Below are 16280 nucleotides of genomic sequence, written 5' to 3'. Positions count from 1 at the left end.
ACGTTACGTGCCCGCGCCCGTGTCCGTGCCCGTGCCCGGTATTTAAGGAATTGAATGAGCTGTTAGCATTGCCCAAGATACTTGATTTTTATCAAGAAAGGGAAGCTAAATGATAGAAAAAAATCCTTTCTGCTTGTTTCTATGCTCATTAAAATGGTTAGAAATAGTAATTACAAAAAAACGGACACGGGCACGGACACGGACACGGGCACGGACACGGGCACGGGCACGGGCGCGGGCACGTAACGTTCTGTTGGTGTGGCTAAAAACGAGATCACCCCCTGAAATCCGAGTTGCAATTTACACCAAATTGCGTATGCTATGATTTTCGCAGTTGGCAGTGAAGGATGCACTCGAAACAACTTGGACGTTTGGTTTGCTGTGTCTGTGCTTTGGGTTTGTTCATCGATGGGTACGATTTATATATCAGTGCCATTGCTGAGCCTTTTATAACCCAGCAATTTCATCCCACCCCACTCATGCAGGGTTTAATTCAGGCTGTCGCGCCGTTGGGGGCAATGACCGGGGCTATTATCATGGGCCGGGTTGCTGACAAAGTTGGTCGAAAAGGCATGTTAGTGGCCAACTTAATCTTTTTTGTTATCATTGCTGTGCTATCCGCCTTAGCTTGGGATTTGCCTTCCTTATGTCTGTTTCGTTTCTTCATTGGATTTGGTGTTGGTGCGGATTACCCCATCGTTGCAGCCTATTTGGCGGAGATGATTGAGCCAAGCAAACGGGCGAAAGCGATGGCTTTCGTGATGTTTGTCAATTGTTTAGCATCACCGGTCGGTGCGTTGGTTGCATGGGGTGTTTTTTCCCTGTATCCCCACCTTGATGCCTGGCGCTTTCTCTTTGCTTTAGGGGCCTTCCCAGCGATGGTCGGTTTAGCCTTGCGCGCGCGTTTACCGGAAAGTTTAACTTGGCGAGCACAACAACGCCTTTTGGCAAAGGAACCGAAACAATATCATCGCGTTTTATCCAATCAATATTTCAGTAAAACGATCGCATTATGTGCCTGCTGGTTTTTTATGGACATTGCCTATTATGGGATTGGTCTTTTCACCCCTACCATATTACATGCCTTGCACATTAGCTCGGGGGCTAATTTTCTTGAAAATGCACCCGATGTGATTCGGTCGACATTATTTTTCAATTCATTCATTATGCTAGGTGCTTTTAGTGTGATTTTTGTCATTCAGCGAGTCAACTTAGTATCATTACAAAAACTTGGCTTTGCCATGGGATTTGCTGGGATGGTATGCATGGCGGTCAATCCGTCCTTCGCCATGGTATTTTTCGGATTTGCGCTATTTAACTTTTTCATCAATTTTGGTCCAGGGATCACCACCTATTATTTGCCAACAGTCATTTATCCACCTGCCATTAAAGCAACAGGGCATGGATTAGCCAGTGGCTTTGGAAAGCTTGGCGCGGTAGTTGGCACCTTGTTTTTACCCTGGTTGATGCATACGTTGGATATTTATAAGACGTTAGCCTTATTATCGTTAACCCTTCTGATCGGGTACAACTTAACCAACTTTTTGACAGACATGCCATCCATTCAAGGAGAATCCGATGCAATACCTGTTAAGTGACGAGCAACAAGCCTTCTGGCAACAAAATCGCTACTTGATATTAACGAACTTCATCGAAGATATCGAAGCGTTAGTGTCTTGGTGTAATGACATTATGACGTGGCCAGATGCGCCGGGGAAGTGGATGAAATATTATGAAACCAATCAAAAAGGGCAGTCCCAACTTTGTCGAGTTGAGAACATCCTCCAATACCACTCGGATGTCAACGAACTCGCTCGAGGGAAAAGGACTCTTGCGTTGTTATCACAGTTGATGGGGGATGAAGCATGCTTATTTAAAGAAAAGATCAACGTGAAATTACCGGGCGGAAATGGCTTCACCCCCCATCAGGATGCACCGGCTTTTATCACCTTTAAGCAAACCTATCATATCACCATGATGGTGGCTATTGATGAGGCAACTCTGGAAAATGGCTGTTTAAAAATTGCAACAAACTATCAGCATGGCAAACAGACTTTGCCGCAAAAAAAAGATGGCTCCATTGCCGATGAATGGGTTCAACAATTTTCGTGGCAACCGTTGTTAACCAAGCCGGGTGATGTGGTGTTATTTGATTCGTATTTACCCCATTATTCGGAAGCCAACCATAGTCATCGATCACGGCGCGCTTTCTTTATTACTTACAATCGGCTATCAGAAGGCGGTTCTAAGCGAGAAGACTATTTTGCCGATAAGCGTCAGCATTTTCCCCAAAATTGTGAACGGCTACCAAACACCGATTATTCAGCAGGGGCTTCCATCTATAATGTTGCAAACCCAATTGGGGTGACGGCGGATGAATGAGGATCAACTGAGGCGCATTAAGGACATCTTACACCAATTTGAGGCGATGGATTATATTGGCGAAGCAGTATCTCAGCTAGAGCATGCGCTTCAATGTGCGTATTTTGCACAGAAGTGCGGTCATTCGCATGAGATTATCATTGCCAGCTTGTTGCATGACATAGGGCATGTTGCTTTGACGACCCCACAACCGCAGATGGCCGAGCTTGGAGTGATAAATCATGAATGGATTGGTGCTCGGTTATTGCTTGAAATGGGGTTTTCTCCCACGGTTTCACAGCTTGTTGGTCACCATGTGAATGCGAAGCGCTATTTGAGTGGGAAAAAGCCGGCTTATTATCAACGGCTATCTTCAGCCAGCAAAGGGACATTGGCATTTCAAGGGGGCCCCATGTCTTTTGCAGAAATGGCTGCCTTTGAAGCGTTACCATTATTTAAGCAAATCATTCAAGTGCGCACCCACGATGAAAAGGGCAAGGAAGTGGATTTGGTTACCCCAGCGCTTGACCATTATTTGGCAATGATGGCCGATCACCTCGGCCAAAATCAAAAGCCAAAGACCGTTAAAAAGACAATTTATACGGTTGAGTATGATCCAGACGCATCCCATCAATTAATGAACCTATGCAAATGGCATGATTTTGATATGGCGCTGATTGACCATCCTCAACCGATTCAATCCCCGTTTATTTATGACTACAATTTATCACAGCTTGACTGCCAAAATTCTTTTATGGAGGAAACCATCCAATTAATCAATGAGAGTGTGCTTAGTCGCTATTTGTTGGTTGCTAAACCAGGCGGGGTGGCAAAATTAGCGGAGCTGGGAAAATTTGATCTAGTCATCCTTTAGCGCTAAGGTTGATTAGGCTTAAGTTCATCATTAACGAATAAGGAATATCCGTGCTTCGATCAGGGAAATTTTTCAGAATGCCAGAAGAAGAACAACAACAAACAGTCCGTCAATTGGCAATGCATTTACCAGAGGATACCTCACGTTTCAATCTACTGCCTGCAGGGGGGGATGAGGAGGAATCATCGCAAGGATACCGGCTTGGACAAATAAAACAACATTTGCAAAAGCAAGTTCCTAATTTTTTGGATTTAGTGCGCCAAACTGAGCTAGGCCAGCAGACATGGTGTGAGAAAAACTATCAAGCACTTTTCCCATTGTTTAAAGCCATCAAGGAAGGTAGGCCAACACAGGCGATACGATGCTTTCAAAAGTTGCTTAAAGATCCAGTTATCCGTTTATTGTTGTCTGTCCATAGCCAAGCGTATCTTGAGTATTTAATTCAAGCATGTGCCAAAGCGAGTCGCGATAAACCGTCTTGTTTATACCCTAAAGATGAAGATTGTTTAATCAAACGTGACACGTTTGAGTTATTGTTAATGGATTTGGTTCGAACTGTAGGCAGCGTCTCAACCATCAATCTATCTTTCAATTTGCCCACGCATCATGCCTATTATGATAAGGGAAACGGATTTTGTCTTTTGAATAAAACCGCAGCCATGATTTACTATTTATGCAATGGAACGGATACAAAAAAGCCAATGCCTTTTATCCTTGGCCTAGACATTAACCGAGATGATGGGTTGAATGATATCTTATGTCGGGATAAGGATTTGCCATTTGTTCATATCGATGTGTGCGATCCAAGGGTTTATCCATATCACAGCATCGAAGACATTAAATCTAAGCTGGGTAATATCGGCTTTACCTGGGAGCAAAATGGGGCTGTCCATGTCTTCTCCCGTGACCAGCAATCCTATCATCTCGTGGATTTAAGTGCCTATACCAAGCGGGGTGATGATTCACTCCATCCGGCGCTAGAGTATATCAAAATGCAATTAGGCCAACTACTTTCTTCCCATTCATCCATCGCGATTTTTGCACCCACCGGATATGATGCTTGCGATTTAGAACCTGCTCCGTGTGCGAATTACTTTGCTAAGACGGAGGAAGAAATGGATTCAAGTGCAAAACAATATCAACGTCTAACGATGGATGACTATCGGTCGATGATGGATTGGCTGATGCAACAAACGGTCAGCTCGGATTTAATTAGGAATTTTTATTACAGCCTTGAAGGCGGCTATACGTCGCAAGTATATGCGCCACTGGTGGTTGATATGGTGAAAAAAGCAAACGATTATTCAGCAAGAACAAAGACAGATCACTATCTAGTCAATGAAAAAAAGCCAAGCTCATGTATTTGAGTAAGCATTTCAAGCCCCATGCGCTATTCATCAAAATAATAACTTCGATTCAACAACCCCTCATCCGCCCGTTGGGAACCTTCTCCCCATGTCTGGGGAGAAGGGAACATGAAGCAAGTTATTTAGAAGTCCTGGAAGTGTTACATGTTATGCATATTTGCTTTTAACACATTATCAGCGCCGATGATGGCGATGTTTAATCCTTTGCACGCACGGATCACTTGTTTAATACAGTTTTGATGACGACGTTCGTAAGCATCGTAATCGTTGGATATATTGCGAAAGGGGACGGTAAATTGGCAGCTGGTTGAACTCGCATTGGCAATGCGGTCTTTATCGCTTAAGCGAACTGAGAGAATGTTGCTGTTATCCAGATGAATCAAATGGCATGTGGCGCCCTGATGATTTTGGAATTGGCGAATCAAGTCATCATAATTAAAGCAGGGGCACGCGTTAGCGCTTGGCAGGGAAGCCATTAAAATAAACGCTAACGCAGCCAGTTTCAAGCATCGCTCAATCCGTTTTATGGCCATTAGTTTTCCTCAGTCAAGGGCCGTTATCAAAAGTATAGCAAGCTTGAGGGTGTTTGTTCGCTCTCAGTATTTGCTGGCTCAACCCTAGGCGTTGGTGCTGGGCTTGGGCTGGGGGAATGCGTTGTGTTGGGGCTGATATCCGTGTCGTTTGTGACTATCTTTACAAAATCAGGACGACTTAGCATGCTAGCAAATGAAGAAAGGGGTGGCTCATTACTGGTTGGGGTAGATACCGATGGGGTTTGGCTTTTGGCGCTTGTAAACAGTCCCTTAATACCGTGCCATAAAGTAACAAAAATTTGTGACACGTTAGCCCAAAGAAAGCTAAAGAATCGACTGACAACACCTTGGTCCATTTGTTTTGCAACCTTTGTTACGGCATCAAGATGGTTATCCAGGCTATAAATGTCTTGCAGCTTTTCTAGGAATTTTTGGCAAATAATCGCCTGCATTTTAGAGGATGGATGAACATCATTCCAAAACATCGCGCCGGTGTCTTCTGCGGGTGCGATGCCGGGGGTAGGTTTCCAATTCGGATCATCGGAGAGCGGTTTTTTTAATAGATTGGGATCAAAACCGTATTTTTGGGGATTATCATATACCTCGTTAAACTGAGTATACACATCAAACACGTTGGGTTTGGATTGTAGCTTTGCACATTCCGATTCAAGACGTGAGTTATAGTACTGAATAACTTTTTGAATTTCCTTGATGTCAGCTGATTTTATCTCACCTTTATCCAAGGCTTTTTGATAAAACGGTGTTTTTGTTAAATCAGGTAAGTTAAGGATGGCAAACTGGGAATACCCATGGTTTTGCAAGGTTTGGATATGATCAATGATGGCATTTATCGCCTTATCGGCTTCGTCTATTGTCGGGGTTTTATTAACTGTTATTAAATCATTGGCGCCGGCCCAAACGGTAATTAACGTCTCATCTTTTAATTGTTTAACGTCATCAGCAGATTTACCTTTCAGCAGCTTGGCTTCATTTTGTAAAAACTGGTGCCGTTGTATGGCTAAATTAATGACAATACCTTGTGCGCCGAGTTTTTTGACGCTATCGGTTAAAGATGAGAGTAATGCTTTTGGATTCTCAACGCTGTATTCAACATCTTTTAAAATACCTTCAAGCGAATCCCTGGAGAGATCCTCAATCCCCTTTTCAATATCCTCCCCCAGACTATTCAGAATTTTATAGGTTGCTGCGGTTGAACCACCTTCGGCATAGTTACGTATGAGATGATGTTGGAGAATATCGACTTCATTTTCTGGTTTGATTAAGCCATTGACAAAGGCTTCCCATAATTTTTTGCGCAGCGCTTCATTTGGAACGGCTTGATTAAAGATTTTGTCAGCCCAATAAAGCGCTAGAAAATCTGGCCAGACTAATCCATCAGCAAAGCGACCATCGCCTGATTTATCCAGGCCAGTGCCTGGGATAGGAAATAAACCAAACAGTCGTCTTTTATCGAGATTACCCGAGTCAGATAAACTGTCTCCAAAAATAATCATGCGTGCGAGATCGTTCTTAGTCATTAACACACCCGAATAGAACCAATCATTAATGCGCAAATATAACACAACATGATCGAAAAAGTCAATCTAAAAGGGATTAGCAATCAAAATCGTCTGGAAAGGTAATAGACACGCTCGTGCCATTTCGATCCAGTCGTTGAGGGCCATCTTTAAGAACACATTTTCCAACGGCAGATTGGCTACCGATAGGTCCTGTTGGGATAAGATTGTTAGGGATGTTACCTGCGACTGGTGTTGCTGCGATGTCATACTCGCCACAAGGAACAGCGACTGAACTTGCATGCCCAAATGGGACCCTATCAGAATAATTGCTGCCTTCCCCACTATTCTTATAGTTAGCATTGACATATGTGTAGTTTGATTGGCCAGTAAAAGATTGCACACTGAAGTGAATTAAGCCGAAGCAATTGTTATCTGCACCTGCCGCAAGTGGGGTAATTAATAAAGCAAAAATGGTTGAAAATAAAAGGGTTCGCATGTTCATCAGGTACTCCAGTTATTATAAGGGTACTCAGTATGCTAGTTGCAAGATTGGTTGTCAATGAGGCGTATTTTAAATAGCAGCATGCTATTAAGATAACCATATCATGGACGCTGCCCAATTAATTAATACTAAAATAGAAATTATTGTTTTAATCATGACTAAATCAAGTTAATGTAAATTAATAGTTTTTTATCCATTAACCAAACGTGTTCGGGATTATAGGAATGCCTGTTATTGAATCAGAGTTAAGGAAACACCTCATCAGGAGCAATAAGTATTAATATCAAGCAGTAATGACACGATGTAAGCTATTCATATAAGGAGATTTTGATATGGCTAAAGAGTTACCTAAAAGCGTTGTTATTATTGGTGCAGGCCCTAGCGGTGTATTTGCTGCCCGTCGTCTGCAACAAATTGCTAAAGAAAAAGGCAAAGAAATATCCATTGTTATCCTTGAAAAGGAAGCACAAGTCGGTGGGAAATGTAGCTCTTATTCGGATCCTGATAATCCGGAATTAGTCACAGAACGAGGGGCTGCATTAGTGGCACCGAATTATGGGGTTGTCATTGATGCGATTAATGAAAATCAGCTTGACTATGAATTGGTCCTCGAGTCACAAGAGGATAGCGTTGAGTTTGCCCAGTTTTTTAAACAGTTAAGTGGCTTTCAGAAATTATCGAATGGGTTACAACTTGTTAAAGAATACATTCAGTTTATCAATGATCATCAATCCTATTTAAACGCCAAGAAACATAATACCTGTCTGCCTGAAAATCTTAAAAAGCCCTTTTTAGACTATGCTCAGGAAAAAGGGATGACCTTATTGCCATTATTCGCCCGCGCTTTTGTTCCAGCCTTTGGATATGGGGATAATCGGGATATCGCCACCTTTTATGTGTTGGAGTATTTCGGTCGTTTTACCATTTTAGACATATTGCTGGCTAAAGCCTTGTTAGGAAAGCAACCCTTATTATCAATTAAAGGCGGTTATCAGGGGCTTATTGAAGCAATTGCGAAAGATTTTGACGTTAAAACATCGGTTCAAGTTGAAAAAATTACTCGTGATAAGGATACAGTCAACGTTGAATACCAAACAGAAAAAGGGGAGCAGAAAACAATCACAGCGGATATGTTAATCCTAGCTACCTCCCCGCTGCAATGGCCAAAAATGGGATTGGATGCAACTAAAAATGAACAATCATGCATTGATAATTTAAGCTATTATCGTTATCCCGTGGCCGTATGCAAAATAAAAGGGCTTGCACCGAACCATGTCTTTTTCCCAAAAGCATTAGACAAAGAATATTTTGGTCATCTTGCCCTGATTACGACTCGCGATAATCGTCCCAATCCGGAAGACGGTCGATTATGCACGATTTATGTGAATCTTCCCCCCGGCCCCAACACGTATCAAATGGATCGCACAGAGCTGACAAAAGAACTTCTAGCCGTTCAAGGAGTCACTGATGTTGAATTTTTAGAAGAAAAAACCTGGGAAGATTACATGTCGGCTGTTCCTTGGGAAATACGTCAACAGTTGTATGAAGAGCAGTTAAAGGGCAACACGCTTCATTTAAACTCCTGCATGAGTTTTGAAGATGTGGCCTCTGTTGCCAATGCAGCGACGGATACCCTCAATGAGTACTTGGGGTTAGATTTGTCCTTGGTGGAAATGGAATATCGACATAATTGGGAGCGTGCGAATACATTCTTTTATAGAAAGCACCTACTACCAGTGGACCAAGTCAGTGTCAAAAAAGCAGCACCATCTTCCTCAGGGTTGGTTGAGTTATCGCCAAATGACTATGATGAACCCTGTTCTATCTTATCGAGTCAAAAACTCTATGAGCCTATGGAGCCTGAAGCGGAGCCGCTTCAAAGCAGGTTACGTTGACGTAAATAATCGCGTGCGACTTCTCGTGGACTTCTTTTTTTGACGTCCACTTCATAATTGAGAAGTCGCATGGTTTGGTTATCAATGGTGCCCAGCAAAGGGCGAAGGGCGCTTGCAATTTCAGGGTATAGCATATCAATGTCTTCTCGAATAACGGGTGCTGCATAATACGGCGGGTAAAAGTGTAAGTTATCGTTTAGGATGCGCAAATTAAACTCAGCAATTCGGCCATCGGTGGTAAAGGCGACAATCGCTTGCACATTCCCATTGTTAATCGCCGGGTAGACTAAATCCGGTTGGACCTGCACAATTTTTTTAAATGTGAGGCCATAGGTATGCATTAACCCGGGTAAACCATCCGGACGACTGTAAAATTCAGCCGGGGCAGCAACAATTAATTGATCTGAAATTCCCTTTAAATCACTTAAATTGCTTAAGTCATGTTGGTTGGCAAATGATTTTTTAACAGCCAGTGATTCAGAGTTTTCAAATCCAAACGGTTGCAACCACTTGAGGTGAAATTTTTCTTGATAAGCCTTTTGCACGAAATCAAAGGTTTGTTGGGGGCTCATAACGTTTGTTTGTTTCAAGATAACAACATACGCGGTACCTGTATATTCCGGATATAAGTCGACCTGCTTAGCCAGCAAGGCATTTTGCAAGATTGCCGTGGTGCCTAAATTAAATTTTTGTATGACCTTAAGATCGGTTTTTGCTTCAATCAACTCGGCCATCAAATGGCCAAGGATATATTGCTCGGTAAAATTTTTAGTGCCGATGACAATGGATTTTTTTGGCGATGCGTTTAATGAGAAGACTTGGTGGAGGGTAATGCTGGCGAGAAGAATCACCACCCCTGCTAAAAACACCATTTTTACCACTTTAAATCGCATCGTTAATCGTTTTCTGCGTGAGGATAATACAGTCAGTGTTGCCAGCACATAATCGATGGTTAACGCTAATACCGCCGAGGGGATGGCACCTAACAATATCAGATTGGGATCATTGAGTGATAAGCCTTGGGTAATAAAATCCCCTAAGCCGCCAGCACCAATAAATGCGGCGATGGTGGTGATGCCAATGGTCATTGCCATGGATGTGCGAATGCCAGACATAATCACTGGTAATGCCAAAGGAAATTCAATTAAACGTAAGCGCTGCCATGGCGTAAAGCCCAAACTCCGCGCAACTTTTAGATAAGACGACGGTACGCCTTTAATCCCGGTGAAGGTATTACTGGTAATCGGGAGCAATGCATACACGATCAAAGCGATTAACGTCGGCGGTAAACCAATGCCAACAAAGGGAATCAAAAACCCAAGCAAGGCAATGCTGGGGATGGTTTGGAAGATATTAGTCATGCCAAGAATGGGAGTTTTGAGGCGTGGTATGCGGGTTATGAGAATTCCAAGATTGACGCCAACAAGGATTGCGATAACCATCGCTGACAAAGAGATAGCAATATGTTCTACGAGCTTGGCTTGTAGTTCTGTGGCATGGGATAGTAAGAAATTCCAAAATTGGTTCATGGTTTAATAGGGATGGCTGGTTAATAATTGCCGGACAAAGTCGGTTGCCGGTTGGGTTTGCAATGCTTCTTTGGTACCAATTTGTTGCAACTTTCCCTCATGCAATATGGCGATGCGATCGGCAAGACGAAACGCTTCGTTGATATCATGGGTGACAAATATAATGGTTTTGTTCAAACGCTTGGTCAAATCAAGGATTTCTTGTTGTAGCGCATCACGGGTGATCGCATCGAGTGCGGCAAAGGGTTCATCCATGAGAATGTATTTCGGGTTGGTCGCCAGCGCGCGGGCAACGCCCACTCGTTGTTGTTCCCCTCCGGATAATTCATCAGGATAACGAGAAAAATACTTTTCGGGCTCGAGATTGACCAGCTCCAATAACTCGTTGACTCGAATTAGCCGTTGCTTTTTGGGGACTTTGGTCAGGCGCATGACGATGTCGATATTTTTGGCCACGGTCATATGGGGAAATAATCCCGTGTCTTGAAAGACGAAGCCCATTGACCGGCGAAGCGCGATTTTTTGGTAGAGCTGGACGGACTTTCCTTCGATTTCAATCGTGCCCGAAGAGGGCTTTAACGTACTATTGATTAAATTCAATAAAGTGGATTTACCACTGCCTGATGAACCCAGCAAAATGAGCGTTTCACCATCTAAAACGGAGAAGCTCACGTTTTGAACGGAATACGTTTTCCGCTCGTCAAAGGATTTACAGACGTTTTTTAGGGTGATCATCGCGCAATAATTGATATTGTTCGTCCAAATTTCAGCATACACAGATTATTTTTGGATTACAAATCATGTTATTAATCGGGTCCTATATGTAAAAAAACAAAGGTATTACCTGAACGTTTGCGTTAATGGGGTAACCTGTTGCAATCTGTTCAATTAATGGTAGAATCCTTCCCCCCCAGAAATTTCGATCGGGGTTTGTGTTAACTTGAATAGATAAAACCAAAATGACTACTCAACGCGATAAATATCGAACGATATTTTTGATGATCATGATTTTCATTGTCGCATGCATTGAAACAGACATGTATTTGCCGGCCATGCCGGATATGATGCGCTATTTTTCGACATCCGAAGCGATGATTCAAAGCTTGCTAAGCTGGAATTTTATTGGCATCTGCTTGTCGGGTCCATTTTATGGGCCGTTATCCGATTCCTATGGGCGTAAAACGCTCTTAATGACGGCGATGCTTATTTTTACGATAGGTAGTTTAGGCACTGTTTTTAGTCATACCATTAACACCATGTTGGTTTACCGTGTTCTTCAAGGCCTTGGTTGTGGTGGTTGTTTTACCATTGGCACGGCGATTATATTTGATAAATTTCATCATGAAGAAGCCACCAAAGTGATTAATCAATTAAATTGTATTATTCCTGTGATTATGGCGGGTGCACCGATACTGGGGGGCTATTTAAACCTGCATTATGGATTTCGCTCCAATTTTATTGTCATTGCCGTGGTGTCACTGATAACCCTGCTGATTTGCTTTTGGCAGCTGGATGAGTCATTGCCAGCCAAGAACCGTGTTCCTTTTCACCTGAAAGGGATCTTGTCGGATTTTGCTCGGGCAATGCGGTGTTTTCGTTTTTGGGCGCCCACGATTTTAGTAGGCTGCATTTTTGCCGGCTATTTATGTTATATCTCTTACTCAGCATTGTTATTTGTCAACGGGTATGGTGTCAGTAAATCGGTCTTTCCTTGGTATCAGGCGACGGTGTTAATTTCATTTGTTTGTGCCAGTTTAACGGCCAACCGTATGATACAACAGCTTGGTGTTGATAAGACCAAACGATATGGCATGCGCTTGTTATGCAGTGGTGGCTTAGGCTTTATGATTTTTGGCTTGGTTTGGCCGAACGGGTATCAACTGTTTCATAGCGCCATGATTGTTTATTCATTCGGCGCGGGCTGGTTAATCGGTCCTTATTTTACAGAAAGTATGGAAGCGTTGCCTGATATCAAAGGCATCACGGCAAGCTTGGTAACCAGCTTTCGACTGCTTTTTACGGCAGGGTTTATTGCGGTTGTCAGTTCGTTTTACGAAAGCTCGCCAAAACCGATGATTGCAGGCTTTGCTTTTTTATTTATTGTAGGCATGGTGATATTATGGTTTTCTCAAACGCAATCGGATGAATCAGCCATGGCAGTCGAGTCATAAAACGGATGGTATACACTTTTTTATCCAAACAAGTCGACTTGCTGAATCGATTTGGCTTCCCCTGATTCCGTCAAAGCAATGCTACTTTGGATGATTTGCGCGAGGTCCTGATTCTTGTCTCCCTTGATGGAAAAGGGGGATGCAATCGCACCAAGATGGATGGCACCAACGGATTTATCTTTCAGGGTGTGAAGACTTTGTTTGCCATTTTCATCAAAGCTGACGATGCGTAACTGATTGAAGATGGCATCGTTTTCGTCAATCCAGTGATTGTTGTCATCATCATAGTGTTTTAACTCGTCAAACCCCTGGCCTGTTTGGGGACCAAATAACTCACTGCCATCATTAATAACTCCATCCTTGTTGCGATCAATCGCAAGATAGCCGCTGCCGGGATTTAAGGTGGCAATCTCATCCAATTTGCCATCGGCGTTGATATCAAATGTCATTGTTTTTTGATGATAGGTTGCGTGGCTTACATCAAAATTAATGACCAGCGGATCTTTGCGCTCTTTGCCATTATGCAGATGAAGTTCATTATGTTGTAAATATTCTCGATTCATCGTTAGGGTAAAATTAATGGACAGTTTTTTCCCATTTTCTAACTCGATGTCGCCTTGAATGGCTAGATTAAAATTTTCCTGCTCATAATATGTCTGTGAGACATGATAATCCACACTGACATCGTTGACAGTCATGTCTGATGCAGGGGCTGATAGTTGAAAACCAGTTTGCGCGGTGATTTCCCTCATGACGTCGGGTGATAGAAAATCAATTTTTTTCCCTATGAGCTTTTCCAAAATCAATATCAGCATTTTCAGATCGCTATCCATCGAGGGTGTTAGATCACTTGTCTCGTTGCTAGGGGATAGTCGTGGTGCCTTAGCACTTTCTTTAGGCCGTTCGGGAATTTGGATGGTTAATTGTTCTTGGCGTTGATATTGTTGGATTTGCTTGTAACTGCTTGCAAAGCTAAGAGTGGATGCCCCGATTTTCATGATCGTTTCCTTGCTATCCTTGCGCTTAATTCAATTATCGGCAAATTCGCAAAAAAGTTTAGCCTGTCCAGTGACAGGCATGGTGAAAATACGCTTACGAGGCTTGCTGCTTGATACAGTTACTTGGGATCGTTTTAAAAAGCCATGCGTTAGGTTGTTTATCGGGACTTAATAAAATTGGCGTTTCAGATGCTTTGCATTCATTACTGAGTTGGAACAGTAATTGGGGCTTACTGCCGTCATGGTAAAAAGTCACAGGGCAACCGCTTCCCTCGACAAATGCGAGACTGCCATTGTATAGCCTGCCCTTGATAGCAGGATCCATGGGTGCATCAGCGGCCACACGACAACAATAATAGCCCTTTTTATGACAACTTAGGTGTTCGGTTGTTCCTGAAGCGAGGGCAGTATTTGTTAAAAAAAATAAGGACAAGCAAGTGGTTAGTACATACAATGGGTGAGTAGGCATCGAAAGGCTCCCTAAGCAAAGGCTCAAATTTATTCATATTGATTAGATTATAGTCAATAATTTAACTAATTAGAAAGCGGAGCATAAAACAAATTGTCAAGAGAACCTTAGCCGTCTCCCTAAGAAAAAAGCATTGGCAAGCTCCTTAAGCTGCGAAATATTATGGTCGGTAAATACTGCATTGGCTTATCTTCCATGATTTTGAAGTTCGAAAAACGATCGACAATGACAGACAACGCTTGACGTACTTGAAGTTTACCCAAGTGATACCCTAAACAATGATGAATCCCAGTACCAAAGCCAAGGTGGGGATTCTCCTGACGATGGATGTCAAACGCCTCCGGATTTATAAACACAGTTTCGTCATGGTTAGCGGATGCCACGAAGGGCAAGACAATATCGCCTTTCTTGATTAATTTTTCCCCGATTGGGATATCTTTGGTTGCTTTACGAATGAGGCTGATGGTTGGGCTATTATAGCGCAACGTTTCTTCAATGACGTTGTGGATTAATCGCTTATCTGAGCGTATTTGTTCAATCAGTTTCGGATGAGAGGCTAAGGCTAACAGTGAATGATTGAGTAAACTACTGGCGGTATCGGTGCCGGCAGTTAATAGTAAGCGAATGAGCGCTAATAACTCAGCGCTGGTTAGGGGTTCCAGATCGAAGTTGTCAGATAATAACGCTGAAATCAGATCGTCGCCTGGCGATTGGCGCTTTTCGATAATCACTTGATTGAAAAACGCGTGCATTTGTTGAATGTCTCGCATCATCAAATCAGGTTGCGGATGATTTCGCCAGGATAATAACCATTCAATCCAGCCTTTCATTTCTTCCACTCGATTGCCTTCAATTCCCAATAAATGCAACAAGACAAGGATTGGCATCGGTTTAGAATAGATTTGGGCGAAATCAACAGGCTGTTGGCGAGGAATCGATGCTGTTAAGCGATGGCATATCGCTTCAATGGCAGGCTCAAGTTGGCGGACGATGCCTGGCAGGAACGTGTGACTGAGTCGTTTGCGCAGTCGATTGTGGGTGGGATTATCCATACCAACAAGGCTTCGAGCATATAATAGAAATTGCGGATCTCCTTCATCAAAGGGATGATCCGATAAAACCGATGAGAACAAACCATCTTCTTTTAATACCCACTCAACATCCAGGAATTTAAACACGGCCCAGCAATCGTGAGGCTTAATACGACATAGGGGGGCATGTCGCCGGCATTCCTTAAAATAGGGGTAAGGATTGGTTCGAAATGTTGGATCATTTATATTAAGCAGCATGGGGTTGCTCAGTGCTGGTAAAATGGTTAGCAAACCAACGCCTAAGGGTTAGTTCCCCGAGATGCTCATAAACGTATTCGAGGTATTTTGCCATGTTGGTGGTAAATTCGGCTTCGGTGGGAATCTTATCAATCGCAATATCGGGTTCATGGTGAATATACGTCCCGAAATAGCGATCACAAAATTGAATATAATCCCTCGTATACAAAATGAAATTATGCCACATATCGTCGATTGGACGCATTTCTTGATGCATCACAAATTGAAATTGCAGTTGCTTATTATTGGGTTGAGCCTGCCGGTCAAGGGTATGTTTTGTCGAGATCCACAGAAAAGTTAGCATCTCTTGAAATAAGGCAATTGCTTCACTTTCATCAACCTGAAAGGTTCGTACATACGTTTGAATAACCTTGGGGTGCTGATAGTCTAACAAATCAGAAAGGGCTGGTAACATCGAATGCTCCTGTCAGTCAGCAGGGCAATGCCCTGCTTGGATTATTTGATTAGTGAATTTGTGAGCAACATTTTGCTTTTGTCATCCCTAAAGCAATTTTTTGGGCAATGATATGTTGGATCATGGTCTGTTTTGACATAGTAAACTCCTTTATGTTTTTAAAGATGTTCATAACACCCGTTATGAACCGAATGAGATTTAACCAAAAAGAGATTGCAAGAAGAATAATAAGACGATTATCGCTATCATAGGTGTAATTTATATCCCAAAATGAATGCTATTTTAGGCCAGTGTTGATAAGGATAAAGGGAAGTTAAA

Annotated in this window: 15 protein-coding genes; 6 read left to right on the top strand and 9 right to left on the bottom strand. The window is 42.7% G+C overall.

What is annotated here, in order from left to right; all coding sequences use genetic code 11:
- Nucleotides 1-347 precede the first annotated feature (347 nt).
- From AB3348_RS12065 to AB3348_RS12050, 4 genes are read left to right on the top strand one after another with little or no spacing between them, the layout of a single operon-like run.
- Nucleotides 348-1598, top strand: a complete 1251-nt coding sequence (locus AB3348_RS12065; RefSeq protein WP_367607845.1) for an MFS transporter — start codon at nt 348-350, stop codon at nt 1596-1598.
- Nucleotides 1579-2382 (top strand): phytanoyl-CoA dioxygenase family protein, encoded by an 804-nt coding sequence (locus tag AB3348_RS12060; RefSeq protein WP_367607844.1) that lies wholly within the window; start codon nt 1579-1581, stop codon nt 2380-2382. Before AB3348_RS12065 ends, AB3348_RS12060 begins: the two co-directional genes overlap by 20 nt.
- Nucleotides 2375-3235: an HD domain-containing protein gene (locus AB3348_RS12055; RefSeq protein WP_367607843.1), complete on the top strand. Its 861-nt coding sequence runs from the start codon at nt 2375-2377 to the stop codon at nt 3233-3235. Before AB3348_RS12060 ends, AB3348_RS12055 begins: the two co-directional genes overlap by 8 nt.
- A 50-nt stretch (nt 3236-3285) precedes the next feature.
- Nucleotides 3286-4602, top strand: coding sequence for a hypothetical protein (locus AB3348_RS12050; protein WP_367607842.1), 1317 nt, complete (start codon nt 3286-3288; stop codon nt 4600-4602).
- Nucleotides 4603-4742: 140 nt separating this feature from the next.
- On the opposite strand, the gene AB3348_RS12045 is transcribed toward AB3348_RS12050, so the two are convergent.
- The 3 genes from AB3348_RS12045 to AB3348_RS12035 form a co-directional block, all read right to left on the bottom strand.
- Entirely contained in the window at nt 4743-5135 is a 393-nt protein-coding gene (locus AB3348_RS12045; protein ID WP_367607841.1) for a hypothetical protein, read from the bottom strand.
- Nucleotides 5136-5161: 26 nt separating this feature from the next.
- Nucleotides 5162-6673: an SGNH/GDSL hydrolase family protein gene (locus AB3348_RS12040; protein WP_367607840.1), complete on the bottom strand. Its 1512-nt coding sequence runs from the start codon at nt 6671-6673 to the stop codon at nt 5162-5164.
- A 76-nt stretch (nt 6674-6749) separates the two neighbouring features.
- The gene (locus AB3348_RS12035) at nt 6750-7157 is read right to left on the bottom strand and encodes a hypothetical protein (protein WP_367607839.1); all 408 of its coding nucleotides are present in this window, start codon (nt 7155-7157) and stop codon (nt 6750-6752) included.
- Nucleotides 7158-7489: 332 nt separating this feature from the next.
- Here AB3348_RS12035 and AB3348_RS12030 point away from each other — a divergent pair, with 332 nt between their 5' ends.
- Nucleotides 7490-9052 (top strand): FAD-dependent oxidoreductase, encoded by a 1563-nt coding sequence (locus AB3348_RS12030; RefSeq protein ID WP_367607838.1) that lies wholly within the window; start codon nt 7490-7492, stop codon nt 9050-9052.
- Here the strand turns inward: AB3348_RS12030 and AB3348_RS12025 are convergent.
- Together AB3348_RS12025 and AB3348_RS12020 are read right to left on the bottom strand one after the other, a co-directional pair.
- On the bottom strand, nt 9034-10581 hold the full coding sequence (locus AB3348_RS12025; RefSeq protein WP_367607837.1) for a glycine betaine ABC transporter substrate-binding protein: 1548 nt from the start codon (nt 10579-10581) through the stop codon (nt 9034-9036). The two genes, AB3348_RS12030 and AB3348_RS12025, sit on opposite strands and share 19 nt — an antisense overlap.
- Nucleotides 10582-10584: 3 nt before the next feature.
- Nucleotides 10585-11316 carry an ATP-binding cassette domain-containing protein gene (locus tag AB3348_RS12020; RefSeq protein WP_367607836.1) on the bottom strand — a complete coding sequence of 244 codons (732 nt, stop codon included), beginning with the start codon at nt 11314-11316 and terminating at the stop codon, nt 10585-10587.
- Nucleotides 11317-11540: 224 nt separating this feature from the next.
- On the opposite strand from AB3348_RS12020, the gene AB3348_RS12015 reads away from it, so the two are divergent.
- Nucleotides 11541-12752, top strand: a complete 1212-nt coding sequence (locus AB3348_RS12015; RefSeq protein WP_367607835.1) for a multidrug effflux MFS transporter — start codon at nt 11541-11543, stop codon at nt 12750-12752.
- A 20-nt stretch (nt 12753-12772) separates the two neighbouring features.
- On the opposite strand, the gene AB3348_RS12010 is transcribed toward AB3348_RS12015, so the two are convergent.
- The 4 genes from AB3348_RS12010 to AB3348_RS11995 all read right to left on the bottom strand — a co-directional run bounded on the left by AB3348_RS12010 (nt 12773) and on the right by AB3348_RS11995 (nt 15962).
- Complete coding sequence (locus tag AB3348_RS12010) at nt 12773-13750, bottom strand: hypothetical protein (RefSeq protein ID WP_367607834.1); 978 nt, start codon at nt 13748-13750, stop codon at nt 12773-12775.
- 94 nt (nt 13751-13844) lie between these two features.
- Nucleotides 13845-14219 carry a hypothetical protein gene (locus tag AB3348_RS12005; RefSeq protein ID WP_367607833.1) on the bottom strand — a complete coding sequence of 125 codons (375 nt, stop codon included), beginning with the start codon at nt 14217-14219 and terminating at the stop codon, nt 13845-13847.
- Between the two features lie 119 nt (nt 14220-14338).
- Nucleotides 14339-15541 carry a cytochrome P450 gene (locus AB3348_RS12000; RefSeq protein WP_367607832.1) on the bottom strand — a complete coding sequence of 401 codons (1203 nt, stop codon included), beginning with the start codon at nt 15539-15541 and terminating at the stop codon, nt 14339-14341.
- Nucleotides 15498-15962, bottom strand: a complete 465-nt coding sequence (locus tag AB3348_RS11995) for a hypothetical protein (protein WP_367607831.1) — start codon at nt 15960-15962, stop codon at nt 15498-15500. The genes AB3348_RS12000 and AB3348_RS11995 overlap by 44 nt, the downstream gene beginning before the upstream one ends.
- Nucleotides 15963-16280: the final 318 nt, after the last annotated feature.

This window comes from Legionella sp. W05-934-2 (assembly GCF_964199965.1).
Lineage (GTDB): Bacteria > Pseudomonadota > Gammaproteobacteria > Legionellales > Legionellaceae > JAFIFT01.
Note: the sequence above shows the minus strand (reverse complement) of the source record. Positions and strands in the feature narration are given on the sequence as shown.